The sequence below is a fragment of the Gelidimonas denitrificans genome (assembly GCF_055694065.1).
In genome coordinates this window covers 3,591,479-3,611,996 of the sequence record NZ_CM146350.1, presented here as the reverse complement: position 1 = coordinate 3,611,996, position 20,518 = coordinate 3,591,479, and the positions used below count along the sequence as shown (strand labels likewise).

Genomic DNA, 20,518 nt, shown 5'->3' with positions numbered 1-20,518 from the left:
GCATTGCTGCGTTTGCCCTTTTTCCACAAAAACCGCATACTCGGTGTTACATTTCCGAAAAGCATTACTTATGCGATTCCCGTTATCGGACGGCTTCAGACCCACACCATATTGAAGAGCCAGGTTTCCAAATTGTCATCCAGTTCACTACCGCACCCTGAAGCAAACTATCGTCGTGCGCTGGCAAGTCTGATGGAGGCTGCCGGCGACATCGTTGTCAGGCTGAACTATCAGGGTGACATCCTGTATGCCAGCCAGCGCACGATTGACCTGATTAACGCCGAGCGGGATCTGATCGGCAGCACGCTGTCGGAACTGGTTTGCGCTTCGGAGCAGGACGCGTTGCAGACCGCGCTGGCAGACGCCGGCGCAACCCGGCAGTCCGGCCGCGTCAAGCTGCGCATCAAGACCAGCGAGGCACTGCTCTGGTTCGAGTTTCAACTATCGGCTTACACCACGTCAAGCGATGCCACGGAATTACTTGCGGTCGGCCGCGACATGTCGAGCACGCATGCGACCGAAGCGCGCCTGCGCCACATTGCCACGCATGACGCCTTGACCGGATTGCCGAACCGGGCCCTGCTATCGGACCGGCTGCGCATGGCCATCGCGCAGGCGCGTCGCAGCGGCCAGGGATTTTCGGTGGCCTCGCTCGATCTCGATGGTTTCAAGAAAGTCAATGACGGCCTGGGACACCCGGTCGGCGATGCGCTGCTGCAGGTAGCCAGTGCCCGGCTGATCAAGGCTTTGCGCAATAGCGATACGCTGGCGCGCATCGGCGGCGACGAATTCGTCGCCATCATGCCGGGCGCGGTGAGCAGCGCCGATATCAAACTCGTTAGCGGCCGCCTGATGTCGACCATGCAGGCCCCGTTCGAGGTGCAGGGCCATACGCTGTACGTAAGCGCCTCGGTCGGGGTCGCCGTATATCCTGAACACGGCGAGGACGAGGTCGCGCTGCTGGCCCATGCGGATGCCGCCATGTACCGCGCAAAAGAGACCGGCAAAGCATGCTGTGTGGTCTATAACAGCGGCCAGATCGGCCAGCCGGAGCATGATCTGTCGCTGGAAGCGGCGATGTTTCAGGCCGTCACGAATGGCGAATTCTTTCTCGATTACCAACCCATCGTCGATGCCCGGACCCGCCAGATACAAGGCTTTGAAACACTGATGCGCTGGCTGCGCCCGGGTCTTGGCCTGGTGCCGCCCAGCCGTTTTATCCCGATCGCAGAAGCCAACGGCCTCATCAATCTGCTCGGCGCCTGGGCGCTCAAGGCTTCCTGCGCCCAGCTCAAGAGCTTCGAGGCGGTGGCCAAACGGCCGCTTTACATCTCGGTCAACGTCAGCCCAAGACAGTTCCGCCAGGCGCAATTCCTGGAGTTGCTGGACCAGGCCATTGCCTTCTCAGGAATTGGCGGCGACCAACTGGTGCTGGAGATCACGGAAGGTACGCTGATGACCGATCCACTGCAGGCCGAAGCCATCCTGCACCAAATCGTCGCGCGCAAGGTCCGCATCTCGATCGACGATTTCGGCACCGGTTACTCGTCACTGGCTTATCTGAAGCGGTTCCCGATTGCGATTCTAAAAATCGACCGGGCTTTCATCAAGGATCTGCCCGCATCGGAAAAGGACGCGGCCATCTGCAACACGATCATGAGCCTGGCCCACCATTTGCATTTGTCGGTCGTGGCCGAAGGGGTGGAGACAGAAGCGCAGCTCCAGTTCCTGCTCGACCGGCGCTGTACCTACATTCAGGGCTACCTGACCGGCAAGCCGATGTCGCCGCACAGCGCGCAGCAAGCTTTGGCTGAAATCGGCATTCCTGCACAACCGGTGCGCGCTGAGACCGCGCCGGATTCATCTGAACCAACTCGATTATCATGACCATGCGCACTCCCGACGCCCCCGATGCCGACAAAACCCTGGAACTGCTCTGGGAGCGCATCCGGCAGCGCGGCGACCTTCCCGGTTTCACCAAAGCCATCAGCGCGGTGCTGGACGCCCTGCACGGTGAAGATGAGCAGGAATTCAACCTGACGCAAACCGTCATGTCCGATCCCGGGCTAACCCAGAAAGTGCTGCGGCTGGCCAATAGCGCGATGTATTCGGCCTTCGGCCAAAGCGTCGGCACCGTGTCGAAGGCAGTCATGCTATTGGGGACGCAAACCATCGGCCATCTGGCGCTGGGCTCCAAGCTGATCGATGCATTGTCGGCCAGCGCGCCCGATACCCTCAGCGCCCGCCTCGAAATGGAAAAAGCATTGCTGGCCGGGCATGTTGCGCGCCAGGTCACGAGCAGCGCCAATCGCCATCATGCCGAAGAGGCTGTCGTGTGCTCGATGCTGCACACGCTGGGCCGGATGATGGTGGCGTTTTATTTGCCCGATCACTGGTCGCAGGCACAGCAGGAAAGCGAAAAAACGCAGCGGCACCCTGATCTAGTGGCGCAGGAAATACTGGGGCTTTCACTGGAAGAAATGGGCCGCGCTATTGCGCAGCGCTGGGGATTGCCCGGCAGCCTGATCGACAGCATGCGCAAGGTCGAACCGCTGGCGTTGGCAGCGAGCGAAAAAGTGCCGCATGCCGAATGGCTGGCTGCGATATCGAGCATGACCAGCCAATGCGCAAGCGCTCTTTGCCAGGACGACGCCTCGGGCGAGACCGAAATCCTGCGACTAGCCGACGCTTATGCCGGCATGCTCGGGGTCGACGCCACCGCAGTGCTGAAGGCGGCAGAAAATGCAAAAAAGACTGCCGAATCCGGCTTTGGCGCGGTTCACAGCACCAAGCGCAGCAATACCGAAAAACGCTCCCGCGCCGAAGGTGCCTTGCCTGAACCGGCGGCCCACGGCATTTTGCTGCAGGGTGTGATCGATATGCGCAGCATTGTCAATAGTGCAACTCCCAGCCAGATGTTGACGATGGGACTGGAAACCTTGTATCAGGGACTCAGCTTCAGACGCGCGATTGCTTTTTTGCGAAATGTCAAAGAAGCGAAATACTTGGCCACAATGGGCTTCGGCACAGGCGTGCCGGCGCTGATCCCGAAACTGGTGTTCAACGATGCATATCAGCCTGACGTGTTTCATGCGGCGCTGGCCGGCGATCGCATCATTTTTGTTGAGAATGCCCAAGATCCCAAGTTTGCCGCCAAACTGCCGCGCTGGTGGCAGAACAGCGTGTCTTCTGCCACCGGTTTTATCATCCTGCCCCTGACGATCAACCGCCAGCCAGTCGGCTTTATGTACGGTGACTGGAGCGACGCAGCACCCAACGCCAAACCAAGCCCAGCAGAGTTCGTCATCATGAACGATTTGCGCGCCCTGGTCACGCAAACGGCAGAACGGCGCAACGCAACGACGACCGCCAGCGCACCTGCCGCGCATTGATTTTCCGCTGCCGAAATTTGACAGCTGATTGGCATCAGCAGACCTTGTTGAGAAAGTCCCGACACCGCGGTTACACAAAGGAGTTTTGGAATGCAGGATGAATTACGGGAAAACCGTAAATCGTTGATTTTATTGGTGCGGCTGGCTGGAATCGAACCAGCGACCCTTGGCTTCGGAGGCCAATACTCTATCCACTGAGCTACAGCCGCATTGGGAAATTTTGGACAGGCACAGAGGATACAGTTTTTCGTACGGATCGTCCATTTAAAGCTATGATTTTCCGTTTCAAAGCCGTTGCATTGCGCCTATAATCAAAGGTTTGGCGAAGCTTTGCGCTGCCTGCGGATGCAGATTGGCTGTGATTGCGCATTCGCCTACCGGTTTAAAAAAATAGCACCGAGGAAACCATGAGCGATCTATCTAATCAAAACGAACACAGTGGCAAACACAACGATCACCAATCCCCGATCAAGACCCCAAAGCAACTGGTAATTGCAGTGCTGGCGGCTTTTATCGTTCCCATCATCTGCATCGTGCTACTGGTCCAGTATGTAACCAACGACAAGAAAATGGGCGCCGGCTCGAACGGCGATACGGCAGAGGCGGTCGCGGCGCGTATTAGTCCTGTTGCCGATCAAGGCTTTACCCTGAAAGACGCGAGCGGGCCGAAGCAGTTGAAGGTTGGCAGCGCCGTATATACCGCTTTTTGTGCCGCCTGCCACGATAGCGGCGCTGCCGGTTCGCCTAAATTCGGCGACAGCGCTGCTTGGTCGCCACGTATCGCGCAAGGCTACGACACGCTGGTGTTGCACGCCGTTCAAGGCATTCGCGGCATGCCTGCCAAAGGCGGCAATCCTGATCTGGATGATGTCGAAGTAGCGCGCGCCGTGGTGTATATGGCCAATAAGGGTGGCGCTTCATTCAAGGAGCCAGCGGCAAAGGCAGCGGGCGCAGTTGCTGCAGCCGATGCCCCTGCCGCAGCACCAGCAGCCACTGCTGCAGCGCCTGCAACTGATGCCGCACCTGCCGCAGCGCCGGCCAAGCTGGCCGCCGACACCGGCAAGAAAATCTATGACTCAGCTTGCATGGCTTGTCACGGCTCTGGCGTGATGGGCGCTCCCAAGTTCGGCGACAAGGCAGCCTGGGCGCCTCGCATCAAGCAGGGTCCGGAGCTATTGCATAAAAATGCGATTGCCGGCATCCGGATGATGCCGCCGAAGGGTGGTTCTGCCGCCTCCGAGGATGAAGTGAAAGCGGCAGTTGATTACATGACGGCTGCAGCGAAGTAAATCCTGTCGGAATGCAAGGCAACAAAAAAGCCGGTCAATAACCATTGACTGGCTTTTTTGTTGCCTTGTTTTTTAAAGATCGGATTTGAAGATAAAAAGAGGCCGCGTTTTACCGCGGCCCCTTTTTTGATTTTGACGCTGCAAGAACTTGGATCAGGCTTGTAGTTAGCGCGCCTGTTCCGCCACGAAAATCTCGACCCGGCGGTTTCTTGCCCGGTTAGCGGCGCTGTCGTTGGATACCAGCGGCTCATGCGGGCCGCGGCCTTCGACGGTAAAACGATTGGACGCTACGCCACGGGCCGCCAGATAATCGCGCGCGTGCGCGGCGCGGTCGTGTGACAAGGGCATGTTGATTGCGTCGGAGCCGGTGCTGTCGGTGTGGCCGATAATCGTCACGGTGGTGCCGGGATTTTCATTCAGACTGGAGGCGAAGCGATCCAGTACCGGGCGAAAATTCGGCGCGATATCGGACTTGCCAACGTTAAAAGAAATGTCGCTCGGGATATCCAATTTCAGGCGATTGTCGGCGGTCTGGCTGACCTGTACGCCGGTGCCGGCGGTGGCTTGTTCCATTGCACGCTTCTGGTTTTCCATCCGGTTTGACCAAATGTTGCCGGCGGCTGCGCCGGCCAGTCCGCCGATAGCTGCGCCGGCTGCAGTACGCCGTCCACCACCGCCGCCGGTGGCAGCCCCGATTACCGCGCCCGCCAATGCGCCCACGCCGGCGCCAGTCGCAGTGCCGCGCTGGGTATTGGACATCTCAGGCATGTTGGCGCAACCAGTCAATACCAGAGCGGCAACTGATGCAGAGAGAGTGAATTTTGTACGCATGACGAACCCTTTTTTAATGAGAATACGCATTCTGGCAGACCGGTTCCGATGCCGGACTGAATGTTTCATTTGTTAACATATCCATCCGGCTAGCCGGATTTTGCATTTCGGCGTTCTCTGACAATACTTTTCAAAAAATAATACTGTTATACGTATTTTTATGTTCCGCAATGAATATATGCGGCAATTACCGTATTTTTTCCCATACCCCATGTTATTTGCAATTCCAAGCTCCTATTCAGTTTGCTTGGGACGGCTACTACCTTCTCTGCCGGTCTCGCTCCCGCATGCGGGAGAGGCCATGCAAACAGTCGTTACCTGGCAGGCTGAACAGTGACAATTCCCAAAAGCATATGGCAGAACCAGGCAAGCATGTTCAAGATAGCCGCGCCAAACCGCCGGGGTTTGTGGGCGCGCAAACAATTGCTGGCTAGCGGGTGCGAATTTCGGCGAATTCTTCGATGCTGCCCAGCTTGATGGTGATCGGGTTGAGCGTGATGGTCGGCTGCATCGGGCGCCAGGCGAATTGCCAAGCTTGCTGCATCGCGTGCGCGGCTGGCCGGGTGAAAATCGCGCCCAGCGGGCTGCGTTTGCCGTAACTGATGGCACCGTCGATGCCGGCCCAGTTCGGCAGCGCGCGCTGGACTGCGCGGTGCAGGCGCTCGCCGAATTTTTCGGTGTGGTGTATCACCAGGCAGGCATCGCTGCCGGCGAAGGTATTGAACAGGCTTTCATCCCAGGCTTGGGCGAAGCTGACGGTGAGGAAGTTGGGCGCCATCGCAGAATTGAGCCGGATGCCGGACGGCGGCAGCGGCGCGCCGGGGTTCTGATCGGTGGCCGGTTGCAGACGGAATTCGCCCAGGGTCAGGCAGCGTTCCAGCACCGCGTTTGGCGCATACAGGTAGAGCGTGGCGGGACGTGTGTAGTCTTTGTTTGGCATGTGTGGTTCTTAAGAAAATGAAAAGGTGCGCGTGCAAATCTGACTAATATTACGCACTTCACAAGCAGAGCGAGCGGGAATTGGCCGGCGCAAATGTCGGGTTACGCGATGAAGCCGCACACCCGCCCTACGATGCTTTCAGGTTGACTCAGTCTTCCAGCGCCGGCAGGCGTATCGTGTATTGGCCGGATTTTTCATCGCGCACCATGATCAGCAGATTCTGTTTTTGCGCGTCTTCCACCAGTTGCCGGAACGAGCGGTAGCCGTAGGCGGATTCGGTGAAGCCGGGCTTGCGCCGCTTCATGGTTTGCTTGACCATCGAGCCCCACAATTTTTCTTCTTCGCCGCGTTCGGCGATCAGCGCTTCGATGGTTTCGATGATGAAGTCGAGCGCCTCGTGCCGCTTGTCTTCTTCCTGCTTATCTTCTAATTTTGGCAGTGCCGGTTTGGTCTTGTCGTTTTTGTCATTGGCCACAGCTTTGACCGCGACTTTCTTCTCGACCGGCTTGCGCTTCGGCTTGGCGTCGCGCACCAGGTCGTCGTAAAAGATGAATTCGTCGCAATTAGCCGACAGCAGGTCGGACGTCGAACTCTTGACGCCGATGCCGATCACATATTTGTTGTTTTCGCGCAGTTTCGACACCAGCGGCGAAAAATCCGAATCGCCGCTGATGATCACGAACGCGTCCACATGCGCCTTGGTGTAGCACAGGTCGAGCGCATCGACCACCATCCGGATGTCGGCCGAATTCTTGCCGGACATGCGCACATGCGGGATTTCGATCAGCTCGAATGCGGCTTCGTGCATCTCGCCCTTGAATTCCTTGTAGCGCTCCCAGTCGCAGTACGCTTTTTTGACCACGATGCTGCCTTTGAGCAGCAAGCGTTCCAGCACCATGCGGATATCGAATTGCGGGAATTTGGCATCCCGCACGCCCAGCGCCACGTTCTCGAAATCGCAAAATAATGCCATGTTGGTGACTTCTGGTCGACCTGCCATCGTGTGTTCCTTTTGTTGTTGTTAGTAGTGCCGGCGCGACAGGCCTGCGCTATTTGATATCGTTGCGGCGAACGTAAATCTGTTCCACCAGGGTTCTGGCCCACGGCGTCTTACGCAGGAAGGTCAGGCTCGATTTGATGCTGGGGTCGCTCTTGAAGCAGCGTACATCGACTCTGCTGGCCAGGCCATCCCAGCCGTAGCGGGCCACCAGTTCGGTCAACAGCGCTTCCAGCGTGATGCCTTGCAGCGGATTATTGGATTGTGCGTTGGTCATGTCGTCGCTCTATAAGTATTACTTGCGCCCGCTTCTCTGGGTGTTTCTTTGCACGTTGCCGATGCTGCTGGCATTTTTGCGCGGGGCGTGGCCGGCAGCCGATTTTGCCGGCGACGGTTTGCTCGGTGGCGTCGACAGAGCGGCCGGCTTGCCCTTGAAGGCGGCCTTGCCGACAGTGCGGCTGGCGCTGGCTTGTCTGGTTATTTTGGCGCTGCCCAGGCCGCCGTCTTCCGACGATTGCCAGGCCGGGATCAGATGCCGCGGGCCGTTGCCGATCAGGTCGGTGCGTCCCATGCGCTTCAGGCCTTCGCGCAGGATCGGCCAGTTGGCCGGGTCATGGAAGCGCAGGAAGGCCTTGTGCAGTTTGCGGATCTGGCCGCTGCGCGCAGTTTCCACCACTTCCGAATCTTCGCTCACCTTGTGCAGCGGATTTTTGCGGGTGTGGTACATGGTGGTCGCCATCGCCATCGGGGTCGGCACGAATGTCTGCACCTGATCCAGCTTGAAATCGTTTTTCTTCAGCCACAGCGCCAGATTCAGCATGTCTTCATCGGTGGTGCCGGGATGGGCGGCGATGAAGTACGGAATCAGGTATTGCTTCTTGCCGGCTTCCTTGGAGAAACGGTCGAACATTTCCTTGAAGGTATCGTAGTTGCCGATACCGGGCTTCATCATTTTCGACAGCGTATTTTGTTCGGTATGCTCCGGTGCGATTTTCAGCAAGCCGCCGACGTGATGCGTGACCAGTTCCTTCACGTATTCCGGCGAACGGATCGCCAGGTCATAGCGCAGGCCGGAACTGATCAGCACTTTCTTGACGCCGGGAATCGCGCGCGCCTTGCGATAGACCGAGACCAGCTTGCTGTGGTCGGTGCCGAGATTGGAGCAGATGGTCGGATACACGCAGGACAAACGGCGGCAGGATTCCTCGATGCTTTTATCCTTGCAAGCCAGCCGGTACATATTCGCGGTCGGCCCGCCGAGGTCGGAAATGGTGCCGGTGAAGCCCTTGGTCTTGTCGCGGATTTCTTCGATTTCGTGCAGGATCGACGGCTCGGAGCGGCTCTGGACGATGCGGCCTTCGTGCTCGGTGATCGAGCAGAAAGTGCAGCCGCCGAAACAGCCGCGCATGATGTTGATCGAGAACCGAATCATTTCCCAGGCCGGGATGCGGGCGTTGCCGTAGCTCGGATGCGGGCCGCGCGCATACGGCATGCCGTAGATGCCGTCCATCTCGTCCATCGCCAGCGGCAGCGGTTGCGGGTTGAGCCAGACATCGCGCTCGCCATGGCCTTGCACCAGCGCCCGCGCGTTGCCGGGATTGGATTCCAGATGCAGAATGCGCGACGCGTGCGCGTACAGCACCGGGTCCGTGCTGACCTGCTCGAACGACGGCAGCCGGATCACGCTCTTGTCGCGTTGCTCCTTCTGCGCGGCTTGGCGCTCTTCGCGCGACAGGATCAGGATCGGCTTGACCACGGGCTCGGCGGCAGAGCTGTTGCTGGCGCAGGATTCTTTTTCCGGTATTTCCGCATACGGGCTGATGGTCGGCTCGATGCGGCCCGGAGTATCGACCCGGGTCGAATTGGTTTCGCTCCAGTCGTCCCCCGGCAGCCAGCCGCGCGGCACCATGAAGGCGGTGCCGCGCAGGTTGCGGATCGCTTTGATCGGCTCGCCAGCCGCCAGCCGATGCGTCAGATCGACCAGCGCCCGCTCGGCATTGCCATACAGCAAAATATCGGCTTTGGAATCCGGCAACACCGAACGCTTGACCTTGTCGGTCCAGTAATCGTAATGGGCGATGCGGCGCAGGCTGGCCTCGATGCTGCCGATCACGATGTTGGCGTCCGAATAGGCTTCGCGGGCGCGCTGCGCATACACCACCACTGCGCGGTCGGGCCGCTTGTTCGGTTCGCCATTGGCGGTGTACGCATCTTCGGAGCGGATCTTGCGGTCGGCGGTATACCGGTTGATCATCGAATCCATATTCCCGGCGGTCACGCCGAAATACAGATTCGGCCGGCCCAGCGCACGAAACGCCTCGGCCGAGTGCCAGTCGGGCTGGCTGAGGATGCCGACCCGGAAGCCCTGCGCCTCCAGCAAGCGCCCTATTAATGCCATGCCGAAACTCGGATGATCGATATAGGCGTCGCCGGTGATCAGGATCACGTCGCAGCTGTCCCAGCCCAACTTATCCATTTCGGCGCGCGACATCGGCAGGAAAGGGGCGGCCGCAGTCCGTTCCGAGCGTTTTTTTACGCTGGAAAACAGGTTGGTCGGGGCGTGTTTGGGGGCAATAGTGAGTGCGTTCATATCGGCCGGATTGTACCGCAGGCGTCTAAGGCGCGCTGCAGGCGCGACTGGCATTGCGCGACTAATAATGCGGCGGCCTTTCGTTGGCGCTATTGGCGCTGCCGTCTTGATCGCTGGCCGGTTCCTTGATCAGCCGCGCCAGTGCCGCGCACAGGGTTTCCAGCTGGTCTATTTTTTGCTGCTGGCGATATACCAGCGTATTCAATGTTTCGAGCAAATCTTCCTGGCGGGTGAGCTTGATCTCGATTTCCATCATGCGTGCTTCGGAGTTCATCGTGAACTTCTCCTTGGAATATGTGTAACGTGTTGTTGCTGAATTGCATGGGAGTATGCCTTAAAACAGTGCAATTGCCGCATGTTTATATTGCGCAACAAAAATATACAAGACACTGTATATGATTTGGTCCGAAGCCGTGCTGCCGGCTGCTCCGATTTTTTCCGATCTGCGTTAACATGGTGGCTCATCCTCAGCCGAAACATCACCAGACCTCGCCATGAATAAACCAATTCCCCCAGCCGACGGCGAATGCTGCGAAAACGGCTGCGATCCGTGCATTTGGGATACCTATTATGCAGCGCTGCGGACCTGGGAAGAGCAGCAGGCGGCGCTCACTGCCGCTGCCGCAGCGCATAACGATAGTGCGAACATCAGCGCGCCGACCTAAAAGAGCGCAAAAAATCCAAAAATATCTGCGCGGCAATCTCGGCATCGTCGGCGGTCATGGTTTCCAGCGGATTGTGGCTAATGCCGCCATTGCCGCAACGGATAAACAGCATCGCGACATCGGTGATCCTGGCCAGCAACATCGCATCGTGGCCAGCCCCGGAAGGCAGCGTAATCGCCGGGACGCCGGCCCGTTCGGTGGCAGCCGCCAATTGGCGCATCAGCCACGGCGCGCACGGCGCAGCGGCCGAGATTTCGACGCGCTCCAGCGCAACATCGATATTGCGGCGCGCGCAGATCGCGGCGATCTCCTTGAGTACGTCGGCCGCCGCCGCATCACGGGTGGCATCATCGGCGGCGCGAATATCCAGCGATAAATTGCAGGCTCCGGGAATCACATTGATAGAACCGTGCGGCACCTGCAACTGGCCGACGGTGCCGACCAGCGTCGGCGCCTGGCTGCAACGCTGCTCGACCAACAGGATGATTTCGGCCGCTGCTGCTGCCGCGTCGCGGCGCATCGTCATCGGCGTCGTGCCGGAATGGCTAGCCACGCCGGTCAGCGCAACCTGATAGCGCAGCGAGCCGGCGATCGAGCTGACGATCCCAACCGGCACCTCGCGCCCGAGCAAGACCGGGCCCTGCTCGATATGGATTTCGACAAAACCCAGCAGATCGGCCGGATTGCGCGCGCTGGCGGCAATCTGCGCCGGGTCGTGACCCGCTGCGATTAACGCAGCGCGCATGGTCACGCCGTCGGCGTCAACCTGCTCCAGCAGCGTCGGATCGAACTGGCCGATGACCGCGTTGCTGCCCAAAAAGGTGCTGTTGAAGCGCACACCCTCCTCTTCCGCAAAGCCGATTACTTCCAGGTGAAACGGCAGTTTTTCACCGCGTTCATGCAGTTGGCGCAGCACCGCAATCGGCAGCAGAATTCCGGCCCGGCCGTCGTACTTGCCGCCGTTTCTGACGGTGTCGTAATGCGAGCCGGTCAGCAGTGTTTGGGCGTGCGGGTCGTCGCACCGATAGCGCCCGACCACGTTGCCGACTGCGTCGATTTCGGCCTGCAAGCCTGCGCTGCGCATCCATTCAGCCAGTTGGGCGGCGGTGTTGCGGTGCGCTGGCGTCATGAACGCGCAGGTCAGGCCGTCTTCGCTATCGCTCCAGGCCGCCAGCGTTTCAGCCCAGGCCAGAATGGTGTGGCCGAACTCCAGCGTGTGGCCGAGCAGGTCGTTCAAGCGCAGTTCGGCGATGCGGCCGATCTGGCGCAGGCATTCGGCCAGTTCGTCGGCGCGCTGATGGCGCAGCCGGCGTCTGAAAATTGCGATGATCGCTTGCCGCGACAGCCCGCGCCCATCCGGCCCCTTGACAGCGACGATGAAGGGAAAGCCGAACTTGGCGTTGTAATCGGCATTCAGTTGCTGCAGCGCGGCCAACTCTGTCGGGCTGCAGTGATTCAGGCCGGCTCTGGCTTGCTCGCTGCGCGACTCCGCAGTCAGTGCGCCGGCCAGCGCCGCCTTGCTGGCGAGTTCAGGATGGGCGCGAATCAAGCCCAGTTGCTCGGCTTCGGGTGCGTTCCTGACCGCATCCTGCAACGCCAGTTTCAGCGCCGCCAGCGTGGCAAAAGGCCGCTGCGCCGCCGCCCGCTGCGCTACCCACGGCGAATGTTCGTAGATGCCTTGCAACGTCGATACAAAGCTGGTGGCATCGCAGGTATTGAGTTGGGCTAATGTGGTGGTGACGGGCATTGGATGCATCTATTTACTCCCTTGTTCGCAAAACGGATGCACCTTGCGCCAGTGCTGTGCGATGTCGATCCGGCGCGCGATCCAGACCTTGTCCTGCGACTGCACGTAATCCAGAAAACGCGCCAGCGCCGCGCTCCGTCCCGGGCGTCCGATGATGCGGCAATGCAGACCGATCGACAGCATTTTCGGCTGATTCAGGCCGTCCGGATCGCCTTCCGCGTACAGCACATCGAACGCATCTTTCAGGTAATCAAAGAACTGGCTGCCGGAATTGAAACCCTGCATTGCGGCGAAGCGCATGTCGTTGCTGTCGAGCGTGTACGGCACCACCAGATGCGGCTTGCTGGCGGGTTTTCCATCGGAATCGGTGATCGCGACTTGCTGCCAGAACGGCAGATCGTCGCCGTAATAATCCGAGTCATAGCAAAAGCCGCCGTGCTCTACCACCAGTTTGCGGGTATTGGGCGAATCGCGCCCGGTGTACCAGCCGGCCGGCGCGGCACCGGTCAATTCGGTGATGATCTGCACCGCCTGCCGCATGTGAGCGCGTTCGGTCGCCTCATCCATCTGCTGGTAGCTGATCCAGCGCAGGCCGTGGCAGGCGATCTCGTGACCGAACGACTGGAACGCGGCGACTGCTTCCGGATTGCGCTGCAGCGCCATCGCCACGCCAAAAATCGTCAACGGCAGTGTGCGCTCCTCAAACAAGCGCAATATCCGCCACAAACCGGCGCGCGAACCGTATTCGTACAGCGATTCCATGCTCATGTGGCGCATCGCGAATGCTTGCGCGCCGATGATTTCGGACAGAAAAGTTTCGGACGCCGTATCGCCATCCAGCACGCAATTTTCCGAACCTTCTTCATAATTCAGCACAAATTGCAGCGCCAGCCGCGCACCGTCCGGCCATTGCGGGTGCGGCGGCGTGCGGCCGTAACCGGTCAGGTCGCGGGGATAGTTTGCGTCAGCGTCGGTCATGCGTTACCTCTCAGGTTGTAACCAGCATGATTGATTGATGAGTAGGAAGTTTAGGAAGTTTAGGAAGTTTAGGAAGTTTAGGAAGTTTAGGAAGTTTAGGAAGTTTAGGAAGTGTATATCCGCTGTACCGACTGCGTTATATGATTTACCGCATAACCGTTCCGAGATAAGGGAGTCACGATGGGAAAGCTCACCACGCATGTGCTGGATGTCGCGCAAGGCAAGCCCGGTGTCGGGGTCGGGATCGAATTGTATGCATTGCAGGATGGCGACAGAATCCTACTCAAAACCGTTGCCACTAATCAGGATGGCCGCTGCGATGCGGCGCTGCTGGAAGGCGGCGCGCTGCATGTCGGCCAATACGAACTGGTGTTTTTCGCCGGCGATTATTTTGATTCGCAAGGCGTGCCGTTGCCGAACCCGAAATTCATTGACCGGGTTTGCATCGCTTTCGGCATCGCCGATCCTGATCAGAATTACCACGTGCCGCTGCTCGTTTCGCCGTGGGCGTATTCGACTTATCGCGGTAGTTGATTCCCTATTCGATAGGCAGAGACAATCAAGTATATATATTTAATTAATTTTACAAATAATAAGGATCGACTTATTATGATCACTCATTACTTCAACCCGCAAAGGAAATCACCATGTCTTTAATCAATACTGAAGTTAAACCGTTCAAGGCAACTGCTTTTCATAATGGCAAATTCGTTCCAGTAACCAATGAAGACCTGAAGGGCAAATGGTCGGTATTTGTGTTTTATCCAGCCGACTTCACATTTGTTTGCCCAACTGAATTGGGCGATCTGGCCGACAATTATGCAGAATTCCAGAAGATGGGCGTCGAAATTTACAGCGTTTCCACTGACACGCACTTCGCGCACAAAGCCTGGCACGATACTTCCGACACCATCGGCAAGATCACCTACCCAATGCTGGGCGACCCAACCTTGGCACTGGCACGCAATTTTGAAGTGCTGATCGAAGAAGAAGGCTTGGCCTTGCGCGGTACTTTCGTTGTGAATCCAGAAGGCCAGATCAAAGTCATGGAAGTGCATGACAACGGCATCGGCCGTGACGCCAAAGAATTGCTGCGTAAAGTGCAGGCGGCGCAATACGTTGCTGCCCATCCAAATGAAGTGTGTCCTGCAAAATGGACACCAGGTGCCGCAACATTAACACCATCGCTGGATTTGATCGGCAAGATTTAAGCCGTAGGGGCGAGTCTCGCGCTCGCCTGCCAACATCGTTCGACCGTCCGCGTGGGCACAAAAAACGTGCCCACGCTACGAAGCTGTTAAAAATATGTGCCAGAGTATGATCAAAAACATGTCATTTACCGTATATATATTGTGCGTATTTGAAAATACCCGGTAACAATGAAGCATCACCCCGAATCACCGTTGTGAAATATGAGGCAATCATGCTAGAGAATAATCTCAAAACCCAGTTGAAGGCTTACCTGGAAAAAGTGACGCAGCCAATCGAACTGGTTGCCTCGCTTGATACCAGTGACAAATCGCGCGAAATGCAGTCGTTGTTGCAGGAAATTACTACTTTATCCGACAAAATCCGCTTGATCGAACGTTTTGATGACGCCGAGCGCAAGCCGTCGTTTTCGATCAACCGCGCCGGTGCCAACATAGGCATCCGCTTTGCCGCCATTCCGATGGGGCACGAATTTACTTCCCTGGTACTGGCATTGCTGCAGGCCGGCGGCCATCCGCCCAAAGTCGAGGCCGATGTCATTGAACGCATTAAAAATCTCGATGGCGACTATCAGTTTGAGACTTATGTTTCGCTGACATGCCAGAACTGCCCGGAAGTAGTGCAATCGCTGAATATGATGGCAGTGCTGAACCCGCGTGTGCGCTCCGTGGTGATCGACGGCGCATTGTTCCAGGATGAAGTCGAGAAGCGCGAAATCATGGCAGTGCCGACTATTTACCTGAATGGCAAAGTATTCGATCAAGGCCGCCTCGGCGTGGAAGAAATCCTTGCCAAACTTGATACCGGCTCGGCTGGCCGCGATGCTGAAAAAATTAACGCCAAAGAACCGTTTGACATGTTGATCGTCGGCGGGGGGCCAGCCGGTGCCGCTGCCGCAGTCTATGCAGCGCGCAAAGGTATTCGCACCGGCGTGGTGGCAGAACGTTTCGGCGGTCAGGTGCTGGACACGATGGCCATCGAGAATTACATCTCGGTCCCGGAAACCGAAGGCCCGCGCTTTGCCGCCGACCTGGAACGTCATGTGCGTAGCTACGATGTCGATATCATCAATTTGCAGCGCGCCGAAAAACTGGTGGCAGGCGATCTGATCGAAATCAAACTGGTCAGCGGCGCGGTGCTCAAAGCCAGATCGGTGGTGCTCGCCACCGGTGCGCGCTGGCGCAAGATTAACGTGCCCGGCGAGCAGGAATACCTGAACCGCGGCGTGGCGTACTGTCCGCATTGCGATGGCCCGTTATTCAAGGGCAAGCGGGTGTCGGTCATCGGCGGTGGCAATTCCGGCGTCGAAGCTGCAATTGACCTGGCCGGACTGGTCAGCCATGTGACATTGCTGGAATTCGGCGCTGAATTGCGCGCCGATGCGGTATTGCAGCGCAAGCTGCATAGCCTGCCGAATGTCACCGTCATCACCAGCGCCCAGACCACTGAAGTACATGGCGACGGCAAAAAAGTCACCAGCCTGAGCTACAAGGATTTGACTTCCGACACGATCAAGCAAGTCGAGCTGGAAGGCATTTTCGTGCAAATCGGTTTGGTGCCGAATACCGAGTGGCTCAAAGGCACGATTGCATTGACACCGCATGGCGAGATCGAAGTCGATGCGCGCGGTCAGACCTCGATTCCCGGCGTCTTCGCTGCCGGCGATGCCACCATAGTGCCGTTCAAGCAAATCGTGATTGCGGCGGGCGATGGTTCCAAGGCTGCACTCAGCGCGTTTGATTATTTGATCCGCTCGTCGGCACCGGCAGAATCCTAACGCCAGCTTCACCGCGTTAAAAAAGCCGGAACAGCGTACCTTGCGCTGCTCCGGCTTTTTTTTTGCGCGTATTTTTAACGAATGCTCAGAATTTTTCCGCGGCACTGACTTGTTCGCGCGGATTGCCCAGCAAAGCCGAAATCGACGCTTACTGCTGTTTCAGCTTGAGCGCCACGCGCGAGACACTCTTCCCGCATAACGTTTCCCATAAAGCCCATGTTACTGGCCATGAAAAGAAGGTTGCGATGCATCCTCGGTTTCACTATGTCAATACCATGCTGGGTAATTTGAAGACCTCGTTGGCAGGCACTTACCATGCCTTTGATTTTTTCAAATACGCAACCCGGCATCTGGCTGAATTTCAATATCGCCTCAACCGCCGTTTCGATTTGGCTTCAACGCGCCTCGATTACTCTATGCCGCAGCCGTCACCAAATCTTTACCGCTACGCATTCTGCGCCTCTCTGAGGTTGGTAGCTAATATGGTACTTTTAATACATAAGCCCCCCATATAAAACGCATCTCATTGCAGCAAGCATGCGTGACATCAAATATCCACCGGATCGACTTCCAGCGACCATTTGGCGCGCGTCTTGATTTTCCGTAGTGCGGTCAGCCAGACTTTGAGGAAGGCTTGCAGCGCCGGACGCGACGGGCATTCAATCAGCAACTGGGCGCGATCGACGTTGGCCACGCGGGTCATCGTCATCGGGATCGGGTCGTTGATGGTGATGCCGGCGTGTTCGACTGCGTTTGCGGCCTGCTTCAGGAAATCAATCGCGATTTCTAATTCGCGGGCTTCGGCCCGCAGCAGCGCCTGATACAGGTAAGGCGGCAGATGCGCTTGCTGGCGTTCGGCCAACAGTTCGGTGGCGAAGTGATCGTAATCGTGATTCACCACTGCCGCATATAACGGATGCTGCGGGTAACGGGTCTGTATCAGCACTTCGCTGACGCTGCCGCCTTCCTTTTGCGCGGCGCGACCGGCGCGACCGGCGACTTGCATCAGTTGCGCGAACAACCGTTCGCTGGCGCGGTAATCTTGCGAGAACAACGCAGTATCGGGGTTGAGGATGCCGACCAAAGTCAGGTTTTTGAAATCATGGCCCTTGGCCACCATCTGGGTGCCGATCAGGATATCGACCTCGCCCCGATGCACCGCGTCGAACGCGGCTTGCGCGCTGCCTTTGCGACGGGTCGAGTCGGCATCGATGCGGCTGATGCGCGCTTCGGGAAAAATCGCCTGCAAGCCTTCCTCCACCCGTTGCGTGCCGCGCCCCAGCGGTTGCAGGTCGACATTGCCGCAGGTCGGGCACGATCTCGGGATGCGTAGTTCCAGGCTGCAGTGGTGGCAACGCAAGCGGTGCTCTGGTTTATGCAGCACCATGAACGCTGTGCAGCGGCTGCAGTTGCTGATCCAGCCGCAGGCGTCGCAGGCCAGCACCGGCGCATAGCCGCGCCGGTTCAGGAACAGCAGCGATTGCTCACCACGCTCCAGCCGCAGTTTTAGCGCGGCAATCAGAACCGGCGTCAGGCCATCGACCGGCTTGTTGTGCTCCATGTCGATCAAGCGCACGGTAGGCAAGACGGCGGCCCTGACCGCACGCTGACGCAACTCCAGCTTGCGATAACGGCCGCTTTGCGCATGCTGCCAACTCTCCAGCGACGGCGTGGCGGAGCCCAGCACAATCGGAATTCCCAACTGGTGCGCCCGCCACACGGCCAGGTCGCGCGCCGAATAACGCAATCCTTCTTGCTGCTTGTAGGACGGGTCGTGCTCTTCGTCGATAACGATCAGTTGCAGCTTCGGCAACGAGGCCAGAATCGCCAGCCGGGTGCCCAGCACGATGCGGGCTTGCCCCAAGTGCGCCGCCAGCCAGTGCGTCATGCGCTCGCCTTCGGCCAGACTGCTGTGCAGAGTGGCGACCGCAACGCCGGGAAAACGGGCCCGGATGCTGCCTTCAAGCTGCGGCGTGAGATTGATTTCCGGCACCAGGATCAGGATTTGCGCAGCGTCAAAACGCGTCAGAATGTGTGCCGCGGCTTGCAGATAAACTTCGGTCTTGCCGCTGCCGGTAACCCCGTACAGCAAATGCGGCGCGAATCCTTGCGCGCCTGCTATCGCGTCAACCGCTTGCTGCTGCTCCGGATTGAGAACTGGCATGGCGGCCGGCGTGGCGTCATGCACGGCGGCGATCTTCGCCAGTTTTTTCAAGGCGCGATCGAGCGCGGTAGTTTTCAGCGCGCGCAGATTGCGCGGCAGGCCGGGAATCGCCACTTCGCCCAGCGGGCGCTGGTAGTAATCGGCGGCGAAAGCGCACAGCGCACGCCACTGCCCGGACAATGCCGGCAACTGGCTGCGAATCGCCAGCGCATCCTTGAGTTTGCCGGCCGGGACAACGGTCTCGACATTCGCCGCGACGATCAGCCCGACCACTTCGCGCGGGCCAAACGGCACCAGCGCCAGTTGGCCGGCCAAAGGTGCCACTGCCGCCTGGTGTTCCGGGCACCAGCGGTAATCGAAGCAAAAGTCGAGCGGAGTGTCAAGCGCGACTTGGATGATTGTCACGGAATAAACCTATTTTGATGGGATGCGCTTCTGTCGCGGATTTTTTCTACTTGTCCACAAAGCCTGTGGATAACTTTGTGGATAGATGTCTATCAAGTTGCAGAAATAACATAGTTGAACCTGCCACAAGTATGTCTACGTCACCAGAATAATATAATAATTACTTTAAAATCAACGACTTGAGTATTCAGTTGGCGGATTTTCATCGCACCGTTCGAAATCCACTAACTGTTATTATTTTTGTGCATAAGTAGGCAATTTTTAATTTATCTACAGGCCTGAAGTCTCGTTTGAGTGCGGCCTTGCAGTCAATATGCTGCTGCAAGCCGCACCCGGCAACAGGCCGATGCAGCAAGCGCAATCAGGCTCTTTGTTGCCGGCTGTAGTCATGCACCGTTTCGACCATCGCCGTCACTGCTTCCGGTGGCGTGAACTGCGAAATGCCATGACCCAGGTTGAAGACGTGACCATTGCCGTCGCAGGGCGTGCCGAATGCATCGAGCACCTTGATCACTTCGGCGCGGATCTGGTCCGGCTTGGCAAACAATACGCTCGGATCGAGATTGCCTTGCAGCGCGACCTTGTCGCCAACCAGCGCGCGCGCTTTGGTCAGATTCACGGTCCAGTCCAGGCTTACAGCGTCGGCACCGATGTCGGCAATCTGATCCAGCCACAGTCCGCCGCCCTTGGTGAAGACGATCGATGGAATGCGTACGCCATCTTTGTCGCGCTTAAGAAGTTGCATTACTTCACGCATATAAAACAACGAAAATTGCTGATAGACGCCATCGGCCAGCGCCCCGCCCCAAGTGTCATACATCATCACCGACTGCGCGCCGGCATCAATTTGTGCGTTCAGGTAATCAGCCACGGTGGCGGCATTGATCTTCAGGATGTGGTGCATCAGATCCGGGCGCTGGTACAGCATCGTCTTGACCCGTTGAAAGTCACTTGAGCCGCCACCTTCGACCATGTAGCAGGCCAGTGTCCACGGGCTGCCGGAAAAACCGATCAGCGGCACCCGGCCATGCAATTCGGTGCGAATTTGGGTAACCGCATCGAATACATATTGCAGCGAGCCCATGTCCGGAACTTGCAGCGCCAGCACATCTTTTTCATTGTGCAGCGGACGCTCGAACTTCGGCCCCTCGCCTTCGACGAAATACAGGCCCAATCCCATCGCATCGGGCACCGTCAGAATGTCAGAAAACAGGATTGCCGCATCCAGCGCGTAGCGACCCAGCGGCTGCAGCGTAACTTCAGTGGCGTAATCAGGATTTTTGGCCAGGCCCAGAAAAGAACCGGCCCGCTCCCGCGACGCACGGTATTCCGGCAAGTATCGACCGGCCTGGCGCATCATCCAGACTGGCGTGTAATCGGTGGCCTGACGCAGCAGTGCGCGCAGGAAAGTGTCATTCTGGAGCGGAGCAAATTGGGTCATGGCATGCGTCTGGTGGCGAAAATAATCCGACATTATCGCCGATAACGATGCACAGTCGAGCAATCCACCATCCCTCGCCAGGCGAATGTCAGA

The 20,518-nt window shown here is 58.0% G+C and carries 17 protein-coding genes, 1 tRNA gene and 1 pseudogene; 8 read left to right on the top strand and 11 right to left on the bottom strand.

Annotated elements, in window-relative coordinates:
- The first annotated feature begins 192 nt into the window (after positions 1-192).
- Both FKCLFG_RS16745 and FKCLFG_RS16740 read left to right on the top strand, forming a co-directional pair.
- Positions 193-1,887, top strand: coding sequence for a putative bifunctional diguanylate cyclase/phosphodiesterase (locus FKCLFG_RS16745; RefSeq protein ID WP_472615883.1), 1,695 nt, complete (start codon positions 193-195; stop codon positions 1,885-1,887).
- Positions 1,884-3,392, top strand: a complete 1,509-nt coding sequence (locus FKCLFG_RS16740; RefSeq protein WP_472614191.1) for an HDOD domain-containing protein — start codon at positions 1,884-1,886, stop codon at positions 3,390-3,392. The genes FKCLFG_RS16745 and FKCLFG_RS16740 overlap by 4 nt, the downstream gene beginning before the upstream one ends.
- 133 nt (positions 3,393-3,525) lie before the next feature.
- Here FKCLFG_RS16740 and FKCLFG_RS16735 read toward each other — a convergent pair.
- Positions 3,526-3,601: transfer RNA gene (locus tag FKCLFG_RS16735), tRNA-Arg, on the bottom strand.
- A 198-nt stretch (positions 3,602-3,799) separates the two neighbouring features.
- Here FKCLFG_RS16735 and FKCLFG_RS16730 point away from each other — a divergent pair.
- Positions 3,800-4,681 carry a c-type cytochrome gene (locus FKCLFG_RS16730; RefSeq protein WP_472614190.1) on the top strand — a complete coding sequence of 294 codons (882 nt, stop codon included), beginning with the start codon at positions 3,800-3,802 and terminating at the stop codon, positions 4,679-4,681.
- Between the two features lie 165 nt (positions 4,682-4,846).
- Here FKCLFG_RS16730 and FKCLFG_RS16725 read toward each other — a convergent pair whose 3' ends face one another.
- From FKCLFG_RS16725 to FKCLFG_RS16700, 6 genes are all read right to left on the bottom strand, one after another.
- A complete protein-coding gene (locus FKCLFG_RS16725) occupies positions 4,847-5,512 on the bottom strand; it encodes a YiaD family glycine zipper/OmpA-like lipoprotein (protein ID WP_472614189.1) in 666 nt (221 codons plus the stop codon).
- A gap of 430 nt (positions 5,513-5,942) precedes the next feature.
- Positions 5,943-6,452 carry a hypothetical protein gene (locus FKCLFG_RS16720; protein WP_472614188.1) on the bottom strand — a complete coding sequence of 170 codons (510 nt, stop codon included), beginning with the start codon at positions 6,450-6,452 and terminating at the stop codon, positions 5,943-5,945.
- Positions 6,453-6,600: 148 nt separating this feature from the next.
- On the bottom strand, positions 6,601-7,452 hold the full coding sequence (locus tag FKCLFG_RS16715) for an NYN domain-containing protein (RefSeq protein WP_472614187.1): 852 nt from the start codon (positions 7,450-7,452) through the stop codon (positions 6,601-6,603).
- Positions 7,453-7,501: 49 nt separating this feature from the next.
- Positions 7,502-7,726, bottom strand: a complete 225-nt coding sequence (locus FKCLFG_RS16710; protein ID WP_472614186.1) for a VF530 family protein — start codon at positions 7,724-7,726, stop codon at positions 7,502-7,504.
- An 18-nt stretch (positions 7,727-7,744) separates the two neighbouring features.
- Positions 7,745-9,940: a YgiQ family radical SAM protein gene (locus FKCLFG_RS16705; RefSeq protein ID WP_472615882.1), complete on the bottom strand. Its 2,196-nt coding sequence runs from the start codon at positions 9,938-9,940 to the stop codon at positions 7,745-7,747.
- Between the two features lie 160 nt (positions 9,941-10,100).
- The gene (locus tag FKCLFG_RS16700) at positions 10,101-10,313 is read right to left on the bottom strand and encodes a SlyX family protein (RefSeq protein WP_472614185.1); all 213 of its coding nucleotides are present in this window, start codon (positions 10,311-10,313) and stop codon (positions 10,101-10,103) included.
- A gap of 220 nt (positions 10,314-10,533) precedes the next feature.
- On the opposite strand from FKCLFG_RS16700, the gene FKCLFG_RS16695 reads away from it, so the two are divergent.
- Positions 10,534-10,704 carry an oxidoreductase-like domain-containing protein gene (locus FKCLFG_RS16695; protein WP_472614184.1) on the top strand — a complete coding sequence of 57 codons (171 nt, stop codon included), beginning with the start codon at positions 10,534-10,536 and terminating at the stop codon, positions 10,702-10,704.
- On the opposite strand, the gene FKCLFG_RS16690 is transcribed toward FKCLFG_RS16695, so the two are convergent.
- Both FKCLFG_RS16690 and puuE read right to left on the bottom strand, forming a co-directional pair.
- Entirely contained in the window at positions 10,688-12,460 is a 1,773-nt protein-coding gene (locus FKCLFG_RS16690; protein WP_472614183.1) for an allantoate amidohydrolase, read from the bottom strand. The two genes, FKCLFG_RS16695 and FKCLFG_RS16690, sit on opposite strands and share 17 nt — an antisense overlap.
- On the bottom strand, positions 12,461-13,429 hold the full coding sequence (gene puuE, locus FKCLFG_RS16685; RefSeq protein WP_472614182.1) for an allantoinase PuuE: 969 nt from the start codon (positions 13,427-13,429) through the stop codon (positions 12,461-12,463).
- Positions 13,430-13,609: 180 nt separating this feature from the next.
- On the opposite strand from puuE, the gene uraH reads away from it, so the two are divergent.
- The 4 genes and pseudogenes from uraH to FKCLFG_RS16665 all read left to right on the top strand — a co-directional run.
- Positions 13,610-13,963 carry a hydroxyisourate hydrolase gene (gene uraH / locus FKCLFG_RS16680; protein WP_472614181.1) on the top strand — a complete coding sequence of 118 codons (354 nt, stop codon included), beginning with the start codon at positions 13,610-13,612 and terminating at the stop codon, positions 13,961-13,963.
- A gap of 113 nt (positions 13,964-14,076) precedes the next feature.
- Positions 14,077-14,640, top strand: a complete 564-nt coding sequence (gene ahpC / locus FKCLFG_RS16675; protein WP_472614180.1) for an alkyl hydroperoxide reductase subunit C — start codon at positions 14,077-14,079, stop codon at positions 14,638-14,640.
- A gap of 212 nt (positions 14,641-14,852) precedes the next feature.
- Positions 14,853-16,415, top strand: a complete 1,563-nt coding sequence (gene ahpF / locus FKCLFG_RS16670) for an alkyl hydroperoxide reductase subunit F (RefSeq protein ID WP_472614179.1) — start codon at positions 14,853-14,855, stop codon at positions 16,413-16,415.
- Positions 16,416-16,657: 242 nt separating this feature from the next.
- Positions 16,658-16,896, top strand: a pseudogene (locus FKCLFG_RS16665) (transposase); the annotation flags it as partial.
- 66 nt (positions 16,897-16,962) lie between these two features.
- Here the strand turns inward: FKCLFG_RS16665 and FKCLFG_RS16660 are convergent.
- Positions 16,963-18,984, bottom strand: coding sequence for a primosomal protein N' (locus FKCLFG_RS16660; protein ID WP_472614178.1), 2,022 nt, complete (start codon positions 18,982-18,984; stop codon positions 16,963-16,965).
- A 361-nt stretch (positions 18,985-19,345) separates the two neighbouring features.
- On the bottom strand, positions 19,346-20,425 hold the full coding sequence (gene hemE / locus FKCLFG_RS16655; RefSeq protein ID WP_472614177.1) for a uroporphyrinogen decarboxylase: 1,080 nt from the start codon (positions 20,423-20,425) through the stop codon (positions 19,346-19,348).
- Between the last annotated feature and the right edge of the window lie 93 nt (positions 20,426-20,518).

What these genes read in the sequence shown, in the direction of transcription:
- FKCLFG_RS16690 (WP_472614183.1), bottom strand. Translation starts at nt 12,460, where the DNA reads ATGCATCCAATGCCCGTCACCACCACATTAGCCCAACTCAATACCTGC.
- uraH (WP_472614181.1), top strand. Translation starts at nt 13,610, where the DNA reads ATGGGAAAGCTCACCACGCATGTGCTGGATGTCGCGCAAGGCAAGCCC.
- puuE (WP_472614182.1), bottom strand. Translation starts at nt 13,429, where the DNA reads ATGACCGACGCTGACGCAAACTATCCCCGCGACCTGACCGGTTACGGC.
- FKCLFG_RS16695 (WP_472614184.1), top strand. Translation starts at nt 10,534, where the DNA reads ATGAATAAACCAATTCCCCCAGCCGACGGCGAATGCTGCGAAAACGGC.
- FKCLFG_RS16715 (WP_472614187.1), bottom strand. Translation starts at nt 7,452, where the DNA reads ATGGCAGGTCGACCAGAAGTCACCAACATGGCATTATTTTGCGATTTC.
- hemE (WP_472614177.1), bottom strand. Translation starts at nt 20,425, where the DNA reads ATGACCCAATTTGCTCCGCTCCAGAATGACACTTTCCTGCGCGCACTG.
- FKCLFG_RS16700 (WP_472614185.1), bottom strand. Translation starts at nt 10,313, where the DNA reads ATGAACTCCGAAGCACGCATGATGGAAATCGAGATCAAGCTCACCCGC.
- FKCLFG_RS16720 (WP_472614188.1), bottom strand. Translation starts at nt 6,452, where the DNA reads ATGCCAAACAAAGACTACACACGTCCCGCCACGCTCTACCTGTATGCG.
- FKCLFG_RS16705 (WP_472615882.1), bottom strand. Translation starts at nt 9,940, where the DNA reads ATGTCGCGCGCCGAAATGGATAAGTTGGGCTGGGACAGCTGCGACGTG.
- FKCLFG_RS16745 (WP_472615883.1), top strand. Translation starts at nt 193, where the DNA reads ATGGAGGCTGCCGGCGACATCGTTGTCAGGCTGAACTATCAGGGTGAC.
- ahpF (WP_472614179.1), top strand. Translation starts at nt 14,853, where the DNA reads ATGCTAGAGAATAATCTCAAAACCCAGTTGAAGGCTTACCTGGAAAAA.
- FKCLFG_RS16725 (WP_472614189.1), bottom strand. Translation starts at nt 5,512, where the DNA reads ATGCGTACAAAATTCACTCTCTCTGCATCAGTTGCCGCTCTGGTATTG.
- FKCLFG_RS16740 (WP_472614191.1), top strand. Translation starts at nt 1,884, where the DNA reads ATGACCATGCGCACTCCCGACGCCCCCGATGCCGACAAAACCCTGGAA.
- FKCLFG_RS16730 (WP_472614190.1), top strand. Translation starts at nt 3,800, where the DNA reads ATGAGCGATCTATCTAATCAAAACGAACACAGTGGCAAACACAACGAT.
- FKCLFG_RS16710 (WP_472614186.1), bottom strand. Translation starts at nt 7,726, where the DNA reads ATGACCAACGCACAATCCAATAATCCGCTGCAAGGCATCACGCTGGAA.
- ahpC (WP_472614180.1), top strand. Translation starts at nt 14,077, where the DNA reads ATGTCTTTAATCAATACTGAAGTTAAACCGTTCAAGGCAACTGCTTTT.